We start from the raw sequence: 14,459 nt of genomic DNA, 5'->3' as shown, positions 1-14,459 counted from the left end.
CCGTGACGATTTCAAGACAACAAGGCATGTTGTGCTGTCACAATACGGCCCTATATGGCGGCATTCGGATTTTTCAGGGTCGGGCATCAGCGCCGGCCCGTTTTTATGGAGTTTCGCCCATGGGCAAGGTTCTGGTGATTGGCGCGGGCGGCGTCGGATCGGTGGCGGTGCACAAGATGGCCATGAATGCGGATATCTTTTCGGATATCCATCTGGCCAGCCGCACGAAAGCCAAGTGCGACGCGATTGCCGCTTCGGTGAAGGAGCGAACGGGCGTTGATATCGCCACCTATGCGATCGATGCCGAGGATGTGCCGGCGCTGGCCGCTCTCATCAAGCAGATCGGGCCCAAGCTGGTGGTCAATCTGGCGCTGCCCTATCAGGATCTGACGATCATGGACGCGTGCCTGATCGCGGGCGCGCATTATATGGACACCGCGAATTACGAGCCCAAGGATGTGGCCAAGTTCGAATACCACTGGCAGTGGGCCTATCAGGACCGCTTCAAGGAAGCGGGCCTGACTGCGCTGCTGGGGTCGGGTTTCGATCCGGGCGTGACCTCGGTTTTCGCGATGTGGCTCAAGAAGCACAAGCTGAAGACCATTCGCCAGCTCGACATTCTGGATTGCAACGGCGGCGATCATGGGCAGGCTTTTGCGACCAACTTCAACCCGGAAATCAACATCCGCGAAGTGACCGCGCCTGCGCGCCACTGGGAAGGCGGCCAGTTCGTCGAAACCCCGGCGATGGCCAACAAGGTTCAGTTCGACTTTGCCGAAGTTGGCCCCAAGAACATGTACATGATGTATCACGAGGAGCTGGAAAGCCTCGCCAAGTTCATCCCTGAACTGGAGCGCGCGCGGTTCTGGATGACCTTTGGCGATGAATACATCAAGCATCTGACCGTGTTGCAGAATGTGGGCATGACCCGCATCGATCCGGTGATCTACAATGGCGTGGAAATCATTCCGCTCCAGTTCCTCAAGGCGGTTCTGCCCGAACCCAGCACGCTGGGCGCGACGACCAAGGGCAAGACCAATATCGGCGACATCGCCACGGGCGAAGCGCTGGATGGCAGCGGTGAAAAGACGTTCTACATCAAGAACATCTGTGACCATGAAGTGTGCTATGAAGAAACCGGAAATCAGGCGGTGTCCTATACCACCGGCGTTCCGGCCATGATTGGCGCGGCCATGATCATGCAGGATGTGTGGACGGGCGATGGCGTGTTCAACATCGAACAGTTCGATCCCGATCCCTTCATGGACATGCTGAACAAGCATGGCTTGCCGTGGAGCGTGGAAGAACTGGCCGGTCCGGTGCAGTTCTGATGAACTGGGGTTTGATCCTGCCTCCGCTGATGCTGGCGGGGTCGAATCTGTTCATGAATGTGGCGTGGTATGGCCATCTCAAGGCGCCCAAAGAGGCGATCTGGGTGGCCGTGCTGGCCTCATGGGGGCTGGCCTTTTTCGAATATTGGCTGGCCGTCCCTGCCAATCGGTTGGGGTCAAAGGCCTATTCGCTGGCCCAGCTCAAGACGATGCAGGAAGTGTTTTCACTGGCCGGTTTCGTGCTGGTGGCATGGGCGCTGTTCGGGCAAAAGCCGGGGCTGGCGCAATTGGCGGGCTTTGCGCTGATTATCGCGGGCGCAGCGCTGATTTTCAAAGGGAATTGACAGTTGGAAACTCGTGCGGGTGATCCCGGCGCCTTTGCGCATTTCGACCTGAACCGTGTGAACTCGCCCGCCTTTTTGGTGGACGAGGCGCGTTTGCGGGCCAATCTGTCGGTTCTGGCCGATGTGCGCGACCGGGCCGGGGTCAAGGTTCTGGCCGCGATGAAGGCGTTTTCGATGTGGCGTGTGGCCTCGATCGTGGGCGAATATCTCGACGGCGTCTGCACCAGCGGTTTGTGGGAAGCGCGTTTGGCCCAGCAGTCGTATATGGGCGAGATTGCCACCTATTGCGCCGGATATAAGGCCGAGGATCTGGCCGAGATTTGCGCGATTTCGGATCACGTGATCTTTAATTCGCCCAATCAACTGGCCCGTTTTCGGCCTGAACTGGACGCGGCGCGCGCGGCGGGGCAGGAGTTTGACATTGGCCTGCGCATCAATCCGCTGCACCGCGAGGGCGAAGTCGAGAAATATGACCCCTGCGCATTGGGATCGCGTCTGGGCTTCCCGGTGGATCAGATCACGCCAGAACATCTCGAAGGCGTCACTGGCATCCATTTCCACACGTTGTGCGAACAAGATTTCGAACCGCTGCTGCGTACGTGGGAGGCTTTGAAGCCGACCATTGCGCCCTGGCTGGCGGTGAATGGCGGGCCGATCCGCTGGCTCAATTTCGGCGGCGGTCATCACATCACCCGCGCCGATTATCAACGCGATGATCTGGTGGCTTTCCTCAAGGCGGTAAAGGCCGAAACGGGTTGCGAACTCTATCTGGAGCCGGGTGAGGCGGTTGCGCTCGACGCGGGCATTCTGATCGGTACGATTCTGGACACGCACACCAATGGCATTCCGGTGGCCATCGTCGATATTTCGGCCACTTGCCATATGCCCGACGTGATTGAGGCGCCCTATCGCCCCGCCATGCTTGGCGAGCGCGAGGATGGCGAGGCGGTTCGTCTGGGCGGTCCTTCGTGCCTCGCGGGTGATGTGATCGGCGACTATCGCCTGCCGGTTCCCTGCGAGCCGGGCCAGCGTTTCGCCTTCCTTGATCAGGCGCATTATTCGATGGTGAAAACCACGACCTTTAATGGTGTTCCTTTGCCTTCGATCTGGCTCTGGAACAGCGCGGATGATTCGCTGGAATGTGTGAAACATTTTGGATGGGAAACGTTCCGCGATCGGCTTAGTTGAGCGAAAAACGCAATTTATCAATGTATTGATTTGATGGGGTGATGCTGCACTGCGGCATCGCCCTTGTCACATAGATGTCATCAAATTCTGCGATTTTTCACAATCGCCAATTTTTACGCAAAATTGCGCCAAAGCGTGGGCGAAGGGGCATTTTTTCCCCTTGCACCCCCCGACAAACCGCCTATATGCACCCCCCTCGCTGCCCCATGGGGACTTCCAAACCGCAAGGCAGCTTTCCTTGTTCTAACGGCCTTTTGGCCATTTGGGGGTCCCTTGCGTTGTCCATTCATCTTGACGCACCGGCTGTAGTTCGCGCTCTCTCGCCCAACGAACCCGTCATTCTCAATCGCCCGCAGGCTGCGGCGCGTGCTGCTCGATTCTTTGTCGAAAAGTTTCCGGGCAAGTCGCTCTATGCCGTCAAGGCCAATCCTTCGCCCGACCTTCTGGCCGTGCTGTGGGACAATGGCGTGACGCATTACGACACGGCCAGCATCGCCGAAGTGCGTCTGGTGCGCGAAACGCTTGGCTCGGAGCCGACCCTTTGCTTCATGCACCCGGTCAAGCCCGTCGCCGCGATCCACGAAGCCTATCACATTCACGGCGTTCGCACGTTCAGCCTCGATTCCCACGAGGAACTGGAAAAAATCGTCGAGGCGACCCGCGATCGTGACGGCAATGCGGCCACCGACCTTTCGCTCTGCGTGCGTCTGCGCGTGTCGAGCGAATATTCGGAACTGAGCCTTGCGTCGAAATTCGGCATTGATCTGGCCGATGCGGCCCCGCTGCTTCAGGCCACACGTCAGGTTGCCGATTGCCTTGGCATCTGTTTCCACGTCGGTTCGCAGGCGATGACGCCCTTTGCCTATGTTCAGGCTCTGGAACGCGTCCGCGCCGCGATTGTGGACGCATCGGTCACGGTCGACATCATCGACGTTGGTGGCGGTTTCCCCTCGATCTATCCGGGGATGGAGCCTGCGCCGATGGAGGACTATTTCGCCTCGATCCACCGCGCCGCTGAATCGCTGCCGGTGTCCTATTCGTCTGAACTGTGGTGCGAACCCGGTCGTGCGCTGTCGGCGGAATATAACTCGATGATCGTGCAGGTGGAAAAGCGCCGCGGCAACGAGCTGTTCATCAACGAAGGCGCCTATGGCGCACTCTATGATGCGGCCCATGTCGAATGGCGTTTCCCGGTCAAGTGTCTGAACGCCGAGCGTGACAGCGCCGAGGAAGACTTTGCCTTCTATGGCCCGACCTGTGATGATGCCGACTATATGGAAGGCCCGTTCCGTCTTCCCGCCGACATCGCGCCGGGTGATTATATCGAGATCGGCATGCTGGGCGCCTATGGCGCGGCGATGCGCACGCGCTTCAACGGTTTTGGCGCCGGACTTGAAGTGCTGGTGGGCGACGAGCCGATGGCGACGCAATATTGCGGCACCCGCCGTGATCCGCGTCATTCGGACAATGTGGTTCGCCTGCGCTAAGTCGCTGGACATCGGACAAAACGGGGCGGTCGGTCATCGGCCGCCCTTTTTGTTTCAACCATTCGCCGGTTTTTACCCCCATTTCACAGTTTGGCTCGAAAACGGTCTGGCAAGGGTCTTCCGTTGGAGGCCTCTACTCCCTACATGCGGATTATCATGGCCCGTCCGACTCCGACCCAATTCGACAAGAAAAAGACCGTTGCCGAAAACCGGCGCGCGCGTTTCGACTATTTCATCGAGGATAAGCTGGAGGCAGGCATCGCCCTGACCGGCACCGAGGTGAAGTCTTTGCGCTTTGGCGAAGGTTCGATCGCCGAAGCCTATGCCGAGGTGCGCGATGGTCAGGTCTGGCTGGTTAACGCCAATGTGCCCGAATTCAGCCATGGCAATCGGTTCAACCACGAACCCAAGCGCCCGCGCAAATTGCTGCTCCACGAGCGCGAGATCGCGAAGCTGACCGGCGCGGTTGAGCGCAAGGGCATGACGCTGGTGCCGCTCTCGGTCTATTTCAATGGCCGGGGCCGGGCCAAGGTCGAACTGGCGCTGGCCAAGGGCAAGAATGACGCGGATAAGCGCAACACGATCAAAGACCGTGAATGGAAGCGCGATCAGGCCCGCATCATGAGGGAATACAAGTGAGCGGGCGGCGGCTCGTATCTCTTTCCAATTGGGCACGTAACCTTTTGCCCACCCGCGCGGCTTTGGAAAACAGCCGCATTATCGCCCCTTTTGCCCATCTGGTGCTGCGCGCCGATCTGTGGCGTTTCAACCGGCGCAGCGTCCCGCGCGGCGTGGCCGTTGGCCTTTTGGTGGGCATATTCGCGCTGATCCCCGGCGTGCAATTGGTCGGGGCGGCGCTGATGTGCGTGCCGTGGCGGGGGAATATTCCGCTGGCGGGCGCCATGACCTTTTTGTCCAATCCGGCCACGACGCCCTTCATTTTGGTGGGCGCGATTTCGGTGGGCAATAATTTCGGATTTCACGCCGATCTGAACACTCTGGACCATCTCTATCGCAGCGGAGCGGGCATGCGCGCGTGGGGCCAATGGCTCTTGTCGGACGGCGCGCCGGCGCTGGTGGTCGGGCTGGGGACGATCTCTCTGGTTTCGGCAGCGGTGGGTTATGTGTTGGCGGCTTTGATCTGGCGGCGGGTGGTGATGGTGCGCAAGGCGCGTCGCCAAAGCCGCGCCAGAGCATAGCGAAACGGGATGATGATGTCGGGAGAACAGGAGCGCGGCCAAACGACTGCGCCGGTCATGGAACTGTTGCTGATCGGCGGGGCGCTGGTGGTCAGCGCCGCTCTGGTGTGGTTGGCGACGGGGCAATGGGGCGCGGTGGCCGGCTTTGTCGGCGGGGCGCTGGTTTTGGGCGCCTTGGTGTTCGTACTGGGCCGGACGCGCGGCGGCGCGCAAGAAGCCGAGGTGGTTGAGCCCGACTGGTCGGTGACAGTTGCCGCGATTGAGGGCGAATCGGCGATAGCTCTGGCGGACCGGGCGGGGCGTCTGGTCTGCGCCAATGGATCATTTGAAAATGCCTTCGGGGCCTGGGCGCCTCCTGCCTTGCCTTTTGGTGAGGGCGGCGCCGCGGTGCTGGAAGAATTGGCCCGTTCGGCCTGGCGCGACGGGGCGAGTGCTGCGGATGGTCTGCTGGGGCCTGATGGCGGCTATTGGCGGATTGCAGTGACCCGTGCGGGGCGGGGCGAGGCTTACCTGATTTGGCGGCTTCATCGTTTGGCGGTTACCGATCCGGTCGATGCGCTGTGCGACCATCTGAACGGCAAATTGGGCGTCGTTTTGGGCCATGCCGGTTTTTGTGCGGCGGTTGTGGAAACGGACGGCAGCCTGCGTGCGGTGAACAAGGCCTTTGCGCAAAGGTCGGGCGGCGACGGGATGTTGCTTGGCCAACCCTTCATCGGCCTGTTGACTCAGGATGAACAGGACCGGATTTTCTGGGCGCATGATGTCAAACATTCGGTGCCTTTGACGTTATTCTATCTGCCTCTGGTCGATCCCGATGGTCCGGCCCCGGCCGACCCACAACTCAGCCCTTCATTGATGCTGCTGGTTGATCAGGGCGTCGGCCTTTGCGGTTCGGGTGAGGTGAGCGCGGCGGTGCCGCATTTGCAGGCTTTGTTGGGCGGATTGCCACTGGGCCTGGCGATGGCGGACCGTGATGGCCGCCTGTTGTTCGCCAATGCGGCCTTCATGCGCGCTGCGGGTCGGGAGGGGCAGGCGGTTCCGACCTATCCCACCGATTTGGTCGTGCGTGAGGATAAGGCGGCCTTGTCGGATGCAGTGCGCCGTTTCGGCTATGGCGCGGCGACCAGCGGGGACGTTGCGGTGCGTTTGTCTGCGCAACCGGATGATCCGGTCTCGCTGTCTCTGGCCGGTGTGCGCGGTTTGGGGGAGGCGGCGGTGCTGCTGGGCCTGACCGACAATACCGAGGAAACGCGGCTCAAGCGGCAGGTGGCGCAGGCCACCAAGATGCAGGCAGTGGGCCAGTTGGCGGGCGGTGTGGCGCATGATTTCAACAATGTGCTGACCGCGATTATCGGCACATGCGACCTGATGCTGCTGCGCCATACGCCGGGTGACAGCGACTATGACGACATTCAACAGATCCGCGCCAATTCAAACCGAGCGGCCAGCCTGACCCGTCAATTGCTGGCGTTTAGTCGTCAGCAGACCCTGCGCCCACAGGTCCTGCAATTGCCCGATATCGTGTCGGATATTACGCAAATGCTGCGTCGCCTGATCGGCGAAAAGATCCAGTTGCAGGTCAGCCATGACCGCGATCTGGGCGCGGTGCGGGCCGACCCGACGCAGTTGGAGCAGGTCATCGTCAATCTGGTGGTTAACGCGCGCGATGCCATGCAGGAGGCCTCTCGCAAGGCGGGCGGCGACGGCAGCGGGGCGTTGATCCTGGCCACGCGGCGGGTTCCGGCGGCCGATGTTCGCGCTATGGGCAGCGATATTCTGCCGATTGCCGATTACACGGCGTTGGTTGTGCGTGATACGGGGGGCGGCATTCCGGCCGATATTCTGGGCAAGATCTGGGAGCCGTTCTTTACCTCGAAGGAGCAGGGGCGCGGGACGGGATTGGGCCTCTCGACGGTCTATGGCATTGTAAAACAATCGGGCGGCTTCATTTTTGCCGACAATGTTGCGGCGCAGGATGGGGTTCCGGCGGGCGCACGGTTTACGGTCTATTTGCCGGTACATCATGGCGCGGTGGAAACCGTGGCGCGCCCGCGTGAGGAAGTGACCCATTGGGCGGGCGGCGGCGATATCCTTTTGGTTGAGGATGAGGACGCCGTGCGCGTCGTGGCGGAAAGGGCGTTGAGCAGGGCCGGTTATCAGGTGACAACCGCCAGTGACGGTGAAGAGGGCGTTGAAGCGGTGATGGCAAGGCGCGAATCAGGGGCGGCGATGTTCGACCTGATCGTTTCGGACGTGGTGATGCCGGCGATGGATGGCCCCGCCATGGCGCGGGCGATTCGCGCGGTTGAACCCGGTTTGCCAGTCCTGTTCATGTCCGGCTATGCCGAGGAGCAGTTGCGCCGCGAGATCGATATCGAGAATATGCACTTCATAGCTAAGCCTTTTTCCGTAAATCAGATTGCTGGAAAAGTGGCAGGAGTGTTGGCCAAACGGGCCGCGAAGAAGGGTTGAGCGGGTCGGTTGGAATAATTTTGTTCCACCCTTGTTCCGTTGGAACAAATCCGATACACAATGCCGTGTTGACCTTTGGCAACAGCGCCTTAGCAAGGAGACGGGATGTGGCAGCTCAACTCAAGCTGATTCAAGAAGGCAAGGACAAGGACAGCATGGACCGTCAAAAGGCGCTGGAAGCCGCTCTGGCACAAATTGATCGGGCGTTTGGCAAGGGATCTGCCATGCGTCTGGGGGCCAAGGAAACCATGCAGGTGGAGGCCGTTTCCACCGGATCGCTGGGCCTTGATATTGCTCTGGGCATCGGTGGTTTGCCGCGTGGGCGTATTATCGAAATCTATGGTCCCGAAAGCTCGGGTAAGACGACTCTGGCGCTGCACGCGATTGCAGAGGCACAAAAGGGCGGCGGGACGGCGGCTTTTGTCGATGCCGAACACGCGCTCGATCCGGTTTATGCCAAGAAACTGGGCGTCGATATCGACAATCTGATCGTGTCGCAGCCCGATACGGGCGAACAGGCGCTGGAAATCGTCGATACGCTGGTGCGTTCGAACGCGATTGACGTGCTGGTGGTCGACTCGGTTGCCGCCCTTGTGCCGCGGGCCGAAATCGAAGGTGAAATGGGCGACAGCCATGTGGGCCTTCAGGCGCGTCTGATGAGCCAGGCGCTGCGCAAGCTGACCGGTTCGATCAGCCGTTCGCGTTGTATGGTCATCTTCATCAACCAAGTTCGCATGAAGATCGGCGTGATGTACGGCAATCCGGAAACCACGACGGGCGGCAATGCGCTCAAGTTCTATGCGTCGGTGCGTCTCGACATTCGCCGCACGGGTCAGATCAAGGATCGCGACGATATCGTCGGCAACGCCACCCGCGTGAAGGTGGTGAAGAACAAGGTGGCGCCGCCCTTTAAACAGGTCGAGTTCGACATCATGTATGGCGAAGGCATTTCCAAGATCGGTGAAATCCTCGATCTGGGTGTGAAGGCCGGGATCGTTGAAAAGGCCGGTGCATGGTTCAGCTATGATTCGATCCGCATCGGTCAGGGACGCGAGAATTCGAAGAACTATCTGCGCGAACACCCCGAAGTGCGTGACCGGATCGAAAATGCCATTCGTGCGCAGACCGAAGGGTTGGCCGGTGAAATGATGGCCGGTCCCGAGGCCGAAGATGACGCGTGATTCCTTTGGTTGATGGTTGAAAACGCGGGGGTGTGGGCGGAATTAACGCTCACGCCCCTGTTTTTTTAGAATGCAAGTAGGGCTGAACAGCGGAAACTGGGCAAAAGATTGCTCTGTTCGGCAAAAACGATGGCTCTGAATGCGCCTTCCTGCTTGTCCACCGCCCTTTGGTAGCTTATCGGCAGGCCCCATGATCTCGACGAACGAAATCCGCCGCTCCTTCCTCGAATATTTTGGCTCGAACGGCCATGATGTGGTGCCGTCCGCGCCGCTCGTGCCGTATAACGATCCGACATTGATGTTCACGAACGCAGGCATGGTCCCGTTCAAGAACGTCTTTACGGGTCTTGAAACGCGCGCGATCCCGCGGGCAACCAGCAGCCAGAAATGTGTTCGTGCGGGCGGCAAGCACAATGACCTCGACAATGTCGGTTATACGGCGCGTCACCACACGTTCTTTGAAATGCTGGGAAATTTTTCCTTTGGCGACTATTTCAAGGAACAGGCGATCACGCATGCATGGTCCTTGCTGACCAAGGAGTGGGGCCTGCCTAAGGACAAGCTGCTGGTCACGGTCTATCACACTGATGATGAGGCCTTTGGCTTGTGGCAAAAGATCGCCGGTCTTTCGGATGATCGCATCATTCGCATTCCGACCAGTGACAATTTCTGGTCGATGGGCGACACCGGGCCTTGCGGTCCGTGCAGCGAGATTTTCTTTGACCATGGCGATCACATTTGGGGCGGTCCTCCGGGGTCGCCGGAGGAAGATGGTGACCGCTTCATCGAGATCTGGAACCTCGTGTTCATGCAGTTCGAGCAGCAGGCTGACGGCACGCGCTTAAGCCTGCCCAAGCCCAGCATTGATACCGGCATGGGGTTGGAACGTATCGCGGCGGTCATGCAGGGCGAGCACGACAATTACGACATCGATACATTCAAGGCTCTCATCTCGGCCAGCGAATCGCTGACGGGTGTGAAGGCAGAGGGCGATACGCGCGCCAGCCATCGTGTGATTGCCGACCACTTGCGTTCGACCAGCTTCCTGTTGGCTGACGGCGTTCTGCCCAGCAATGAAGGTCGCGGTTATGTTCTGCGCCGCATCATGCGTCGGGCGATGCGTCATGCGCATCTGCTGGGCGCCAAGGATCCCTTGATGCACCGTCTGGTGCCCGCACTGGTGACCGAAATGGGCGCGGCCTATCCGGAACTGGGCCGTGCGCAGGCTTTGATTCAGGAAGTGCTGGAGCGTGAGGAAACCAAGTTCCGCCAGACGCTCGACAAGGGGCTGAAGCTGCTTGATGAAGCCACCGATGGTTTGGGCGAGGGCGGTACTTTGGCCGGTGAAACGGCCTTCAAGCTTTATGACACCTACGGCTTCCCTTATGATTTGACCGAGGATGCGCTGCGTTCGCGCGGGATCAGTGTCGATAAGGATGGTTTTGACGCCGCAATGGCGCAGCAGAAAGCCGCTGCTCGCGCGGCATGGAAGGGTAGCGGCGAGGCTGCGGCCGGGGAAGTTTGGTTCGATATTACCGAACGCGTCGGCGCGACCGAATTTACCGGTTACACCAGCACCACCGGCGAAGCGCAGATCGTGTCCATCGTCAAGGATGGCAAGGAAGTCGAAAGTGCCAGCGCGGGCGATGCCGTGACGATCATCACGAACCAGACGCCGTTTTATGGCGAATCGGGTGGTCAGATGGGCGATGCCGGTACGATTACCGGCGCTGACGGTCTGTCCATCACCATTAACGACACCGCAAAGCCGCTTGGCCGACTGCACGCCCATGGCGGCAAGGTTGAAAGCGGCACGGTCAAGGTGGGCGATGCGGTGGCCTTGTCGATCGATGTGGCGCGTCGCGATGCGATCCGTGCGAACCACTCTGCAACGCACCTTTTGCACGCGGCCTTGCGCAACCGCTTGGGCGGGCATGTGACGCAGAAGGGTTCGCTTGTTGCGCCCGAACGGTTGCGTTTTGACTTTTCGCAGCCCACTGCTCTGACGGCCGAGGATATTGCGGCGATCGAAGCGGAAGTGAACGCGGAAATTCGCGGCAACGAAGTTGTCAGCACCCGTTTGATGAGCCCTGAGGATGCGATTGCCGCAGGGGCCATGGCGCTGTTTGGAGAGAAGTATGGCGAAGAGGTTCGCGTGCTTTCGATGGGCAGCAAGGCCGAGGGCAAGAATTTCTCGGTCGAACTTTGCGGCGGCACCCATGTTCGCGCTTTGGGCGATATTGGCGTTCTGCGTATCGTCAGTGAAAGTGCGGTATCTTCCGGTGTGCGCCGCATCGAAGCCTTGACGGGTGAGGGCGCGCGCCAGTGGCTTGTGAACCGCGAGGAGCAACTCAAGGCTGCGGCTTCGGCGCTGCGCACGACGCCTGATGAAGTGGAGGCCCGCGTTGTGGCCTTGCTTGATGAACGCAAAAAGCTGGAGCGCGAATTGGCCGAGGCCAAGAAGGCGCTTGCTTTGGGCGGCGGCGGCGCTGCGGCGCAGGCGGCGGACGAAACCATCAATGGTGTGACCTTCAGCGGTCAGGTTATCGACGGTCTGGACGCCAAGGAATTGCGCGGTCTGCTCGACACGGCCAAGCAGCGGATGGGCAGCGGCGTGGCCGTAATCGTTGCGGTCAACGACGGCAAGGGTGCTATCGCCGCTGCCGTTACGGACGATCTGACCGGAACGGTCAGCGCGGTTGATCTAGTACGCGCCGGTGTTGCGGCGCTTGGTGGCAAGGGCGGTGGCGGCCGCGCGGATATGGCGCAGGGCGGCGGGCCGGATGGTTCCAAGGCTGCTGATGCGATTGCCGCGGTCAAGGCGGTGATTGCCGGGTAATCTTGCCCGAATAGAAAACAAATAAGCCGTCGCGGGGAAACCTGCGGCGGCTTTTTGTTTAGAAGCTGTTTTTATAGCCTTTGGGCCTTGGCATCGGCTCCAAGGAAATGATCCGTTCAACAATCACATTGTGGCGAAAATGGCCGTAATGACCGTGATAGCCGGGAACCGAGGTCTTCCTGCCGATGAAGCGGATATGCCAAGGTTTTTCGTGGCCATTATTGCGGTCAATATCTTTGCCTGCCATCTGCGCCAAATCGAATTGCAGCCATGCCGCCCCGCCGAAATCGGGTTTTCCGTCCTCCATCGGCACGATGCGGGCAAAGTCCCAATAGGCTTCCCCTTCAAATTCGTCCCACCAGATGCCGTCGAATTGGCGCGGCGGATCATAGCGGATGCATTTGGGGGAATCGTCGGTGGAGGTGTAGGCGAAAGTGGAGCCATCCGCGTTTTTTTCGGTATGATAGGTTTCGCAAGGGGCACCCCAAGGTAAACCTATCATCCAGGTCATATTCTTGGCGCGGTCGGACCAATGCACATATTGGGCCGGGTTGTTCAAAAGGAACGTCGCCACAAATGGCGCGGCCAATGTAAATGCCAAGACCTTGTAGCGCTTTCTCATCCTGCGCGTTCGCGAAGGGTTGAGCTTTTGAGCTTCGGCTTCTCAGTCAGGCCCCCGTCTTGCATGATCGTTTCGCGATATTCGTCACGTTTTTCGTGGATCGAGGCGATGACAAAGCCCATCGGCACGCCCAATTCGACCAGCACCGCTTCGGACAATTGCAAGGTTGCCTCCAGCGTTTCGGGGATCGCATGGGTGACGCCGGCGCGATACATGGTCGCCGCGTGGATTGTGTCGCGCGCGCGGGCCAGGATCGGCAGTTCGGGATATTGTGCGCGCAATTTTTTGACCAAACGTTGGGCTGTGCGCGGTTCATCCATGGTCAGGATCACGCAATTGGCACGTTCAAGGCCGAGCCTTTCGATCATGTGGTTTGACGAGGCTTCGCCAAAAGTGGCGTGATAGCCCTGACGCAAGGCGCCGGCCACCAGATCGGGGTCGGAATCGACGCCGACATAGGGTTTGTCATGCGTTTTCAGCATGTCGGCCACCAATCGCCCGACCCGGCCGAAACCGATGATGACGGCGTGTGGCGGGCTTTCCTCGTCCAGCGACGGCGCATTTTGCCCTGCGGCGTCAACCCGGCGGGCAAGGCGCCGTCCCGCCCACGCCAGCAATGGCGTTACGGTCAGGCCGAAGGCCGTCACCGTCTGCCAGAACTGGGCGGTGCCGGGGGCAATCAGGGCCGCGCTGCTGGCCGTGGCCAGAACGATAAGGGTGGTTTCCGAAGGGCTGGCCATCAGGATGCCCGCCTCGGTTGCGACGCCGCGCCGCGCGCCAGTCAGGCGAAGGATGCCGCCTGTCACTATCGCCTTGACCACGACGACACCGGCCGTGGCGGCAAGGATCGCAACCCAGTTTCTCGCAACAGCGGCCAGATCGATGCTCATGCCCACCGTGATCAGGAAAATCCCCAGAGCCAGCCCCTTGAAGGGCGCGGTGATACCCTCGACCTCGGTGTGATATTCGGTTTCGGCGATCAGCAGGCCCGCGATCAGCGCGCCAACGATGGGCGAAAGGCCGACGCCTGCGGTTGCAAGGGACGCGACGATGACGACCAGCAAGCTGGCCGACAGGAAGAGTTCGGGGCTTTTGGTCCGCGCCGCCTGCGCAAACAGGTGGGGCAGAAAATAGCGGCCAAAGACCATCAGAATGGCGACGACCAGCGCGCCATAACCCAGCGTTTGCGCCAGTTCGACCCAATCGGCGCCGCCCGCACGCGGGGCCAGCGCACCCAGCAGGAAGATGATCGGCACCAGCGCCAAATCTTCAAACAACAGCATGGCCAAGGCAGCGCGTCCAACCGGAGTGGTCGATCCGGCAATCGGCAAGACCAGCGCCGTCGACGACATGGACAGGGCAAAGCCAAGGCCGACCGATCCGACGGCGCTCTGTCCCATCATTTTCAGGCCGATACCTAGAACCAGCGCCGCCACCAGCAATTCGGCTGCGCCCAATCCCAGCACTTGTTTGCGCATGGCCCAAAGGCGGTCGAAAGACAGCTCCAAGCCGACCGAGAACAGCAGGAGGATGATGCCGAATTCGGCATAAGGCGCCAAAGCCTGTGCGTCGGTGATCGTGACATAGGCCAGCCACGGGGCGTCGGCCACATGGCGGCCAAGGCCGTAGGGGCCGACCAACAGCCCGACCAGAATGAAGCCGATCACCGGCGTAATGCGAAAACGTGCAAAAACCGGAATTACGATGCCCGCCGCGCCCAGAATGACCAGCGCGTCACCAAGCGGTGTCGAAGGGGAGAATGAAACATGAGCCATATCCGCAGGCTAAGCGATGGT

11 protein-coding genes are annotated in these 14,459 nt (G+C 60.1%); 9 read left to right on the top strand and 2 right to left on the bottom strand.

All coding sequences use genetic code 11. The features are described 5' to 3' along the window. Positions 1-119: 119 nt before the first annotated feature. The 9 genes from AC2S2E_RS14125 (at position 120) to alaS (ending at position 12,041) form a co-directional block, all read left to right on the top strand. Positions 120-1,331, top strand: coding sequence for a saccharopine dehydrogenase family protein (locus tag AC2S2E_RS14125; RefSeq protein WP_486522786.1), 1,212 nt, complete (start codon positions 120-122; stop codon positions 1,329-1,331). Continuing rightward, positions 1,331-1,675: a DMT family protein gene (locus tag AC2S2E_RS14120; RefSeq protein WP_476103341.1), complete on the top strand. Its 345-nt coding sequence runs from the start codon at positions 1,331-1,333 to the stop codon at positions 1,673-1,675. The genes AC2S2E_RS14125 and AC2S2E_RS14120 overlap by 1 nt, the downstream gene beginning before the upstream one ends. 3 nt (positions 1,676-1,678) lie before the next feature. Next, complete coding sequence (locus tag AC2S2E_RS14115) at positions 1,679-2,863, top strand: carboxynorspermidine decarboxylase (protein WP_486522785.1); 1,185 nt, start codon at positions 1,679-1,681, stop codon at positions 2,861-2,863. 278 nt (positions 2,864-3,141) lie between these two features. Beyond that, positions 3,142-4,350 (top strand): type III PLP-dependent enzyme domain-containing protein, encoded by a 1,209-nt coding sequence (locus AC2S2E_RS14110; protein WP_476103345.1) that lies wholly within the window; start codon positions 3,142-3,144, stop codon positions 4,348-4,350. A 156-nt stretch (positions 4,351-4,506) separates the two neighbouring features. Continuing rightward, positions 4,507-4,989, top strand: coding sequence for an SsrA-binding protein SmpB (gene smpB, locus AC2S2E_RS14105; protein ID WP_172341395.1), 483 nt, complete (start codon positions 4,507-4,509; stop codon positions 4,987-4,989). Positions 4,990-5,033: 44 nt separating this feature from the next. After that, complete coding sequence (locus AC2S2E_RS14100; protein WP_486522784.1) at positions 5,034-5,549, top strand: DUF2062 domain-containing protein; 516 nt, start codon at positions 5,034-5,036, stop codon at positions 5,547-5,549. 12 nt (positions 5,550-5,561) lie between these two features. Next, positions 5,562-8,021 (top strand): response regulator, encoded by a 2,460-nt coding sequence (locus tag AC2S2E_RS14095; RefSeq protein ID WP_486524610.1) that lies wholly within the window; start codon positions 5,562-5,564, stop codon positions 8,019-8,021. 107 nt (positions 8,022-8,128) lie between these two features. Then, positions 8,129-9,202, top strand: a complete 1,074-nt coding sequence (gene recA / locus AC2S2E_RS14090; protein ID WP_476103349.1) for a recombinase RecA — start codon at positions 8,129-8,131, stop codon at positions 9,200-9,202. A 190-nt stretch (positions 9,203-9,392) separates the two neighbouring features. After that, entirely contained in the window at positions 9,393-12,041 is a 2,649-nt protein-coding gene (alaS, locus tag AC2S2E_RS14085) for an alanine--tRNA ligase (RefSeq protein ID WP_486522783.1), read from the top strand. Positions 12,042-12,099: 58 nt separating this feature from the next. Here the strand turns inward: alaS and AC2S2E_RS14080 are convergent, their stop codons facing one another. Beyond that, entirely contained in the window at positions 12,100-12,642 is a 543-nt protein-coding gene (locus AC2S2E_RS14080) for a hypothetical protein (protein WP_486522782.1), read from the bottom strand. A 17-nt stretch (positions 12,643-12,659) separates the two neighbouring features. Then, positions 12,660-14,438: a cation:proton antiporter domain-containing protein gene (locus tag AC2S2E_RS14075; protein ID WP_486522781.1), complete on the bottom strand. Its 1,779-nt coding sequence runs from the start codon at positions 14,436-14,438 to the stop codon at positions 12,660-12,662. Positions 14,439-14,459 lie beyond the last annotated feature (21 nt).

This window comes from Novosphingobium sp. 550D, assembly GCF_057401885.1.
Note: the sequence above shows the minus strand (reverse complement) of the source record. Positions and strands in the feature narration are given on the sequence as shown.